Genomic DNA, 2109 nt, shown 5'->3' with positions numbered 1-2109 from the left:
TTTAAGCAAACCTTAAGCTTTCTATGACTATACTTTCATTTCCTTGTTTCAGCAAGGGCTTTTTAAAAAGCCGCTAACTTACAAGGATAGCTGATAAAGCAAACGATCTTTGAAAACTAAGCAAATTGATAGAAGTTCTTTTTAAAGGGATATTCTAAAACAATAAGCAATGACTTATCAAGTAGACATGGGGGTTTTTATAACTCCCATTCTTTGATAGAGAATTCTTATCCAACTAGTGCTAGTCAATTCCATTGGTTATGATGATTATATCATTATGATCAATTATAATCAATTATAATTAATGACTGAATGGCATGAGAGTATTTTATTCAGGTTAGCGTTTGGCTAACCTTTTTAAAAAGTTTCTTTCTGTTTTGTTGTTGTAATACTTAAGAACACAACCCGTTTTATTCAATAAAGTATAAAACGAGTTCTTGTGATACGCTAAAGCTGTTGTTAGGAATAACAACAGCCTATCAAAAAACAAAAAGAGCTTTAGGACAAACACTTTTATGGAGAGTTTGATCCTGGCTCAGAGTGAACGCTGGCGGCGTGCCTAATACATGCAAGTCGAACGATGAAGCTTCTAGCTTGCTAGAAGTGGATTAGTGGCGCACGGGTGAGTAACGCATAGGTCATGTGCCTCTTAGTTTGGGATAGCCATTGGAAACGATGATTAATACCAGATACTCCCTACGGGGGAAAGATTTATCGCTAAGAGATCAGCCTATGTCCTATCAGCTTGTTGGTAAGGTAATGGCTTACCAAGGCTATGACGGGTATCCGGCCTGAGAGGGTGAACGGACACACTGGAACTGAGACACGGTCCAGACTCCTACGGGAGGCAGCAGTAGGGAATATTGCTCAATGGGGGAAACCCTGAAGCAGCAACGCCGCGTGGAGGATGAAGGTTTTAGGATTGTAAACTCCTTTTGTTAGAGAAGATAATGACGGTATCTAACGAATAAGCACCGGCTAACTCCGTGCCAGCAGCCGCGGTAATACGGAGGGTGCAAGCGTTACTCGGAATCACTGGGCGTAAAGAGCGCGTAGGCGGGATAGTCAGTCAGGTGTGAAATCCTATGGCTTAACCATAGAACTGCATTTGAAACTACTATTCTAGAGTGTGGGAGAGGTAGGTGGAATTCTTGGTGTAGGGGTAAAATCCGTAGAGATCAAGAGGAATACTCATTGCGAAGGCGACCTGCTGGAACATTACTGACGCTGATTGCGCGAAAGCGTGGGGAGCAAACAGGATTAGATACCCTGGTAGTCCACGCCCTAAACGATGGATGCTAGTTGTTGGAGGGCTTAGTCTCTCCAGTAATGCAGCTAACGCATTAAGCATCCCGCCTGGGGAGTACGGTCGCAAGATTAAAACTCAAAGGAATAGACGGGGACCCGCACAAGCGGTGGAGCATGTGGTTTAATTCGAAGATACACGAAGAACCTTACCTAGGCTTGACATTGAGAGAATCCGCTAGAAATAGTGGAGTGTCTAGCTTGCTAGACCTTGAAAACAGGTGCTGCACGGCTGTCGTCAGCTCGTGTCGTGAGATGTTGGGTTAAGTCCCGCAACGAGCGCAACCCCCTTTCTTAGTTGCTAACAGGTTATGCTGAGAACTCTAAGGATACTGCCTCCGTAAGGAGGAGGAAGGTGGGGACGACGTCAAGTCATCATGGCCCTTACGCCTAGGGCTACACACGTGCTACAATGGGGTGCACAAAGAGAAGCAATACTGCGAAGTGGAGCCAATCTTCAAAACGCCTCTCAGTTCGGATTGTAGGCTGCAACTCGCCTGCATGAAGCTGGAATCGCTAGTAATCGCAAATCAGCCATGTTGCGGTGAATACGTTCCCGGGTCTTGTACTCACCGCCCGTCACACCATGGGAGTTGTGTTTGCCTTAAGTCAGGATGCTAAATTAGCTACTGCCCACGGCACACACAGCGACTGGGGTGAAGTCGTAACAAGGTAACCGTAGGTGAACCTGCGGTTGGATCACCTCCTTTCTAGAGAAAAGCTTTTAACATTCGCTTGTTAAAAGCCAAAGAGTATTACCTGACAAAAGAACTTCTTGTTGCTTAGTTTTGAAAGATTGGGCTT

At 45.0% G+C, this 2109-nt stretch carries 1 rRNA gene; it reads left to right on the top strand.

What is annotated here, in order from left to right:
• Positions 1–512 precede the first annotated feature (512 nt).
• Positions 513–2015, top strand: a 16S ribosomal RNA gene (locus G6069_RS07815).
• Positions 2016–2109 lie beyond the last annotated feature (94 nt).

Origin of the sequence: Helicobacter pylori (assembly GCF_017594925.1) — a bacterium.
Taxonomy (GTDB): domain Bacteria; phylum Campylobacterota; class Campylobacteria; order Campylobacterales; family Helicobacteraceae; genus Helicobacter; species Helicobacter pylori_DP.
The sequence above is the reverse complement of the archived record's forward strand: the minus strand, read 5'-3'. Positions and strand labels throughout refer to the sequence as shown.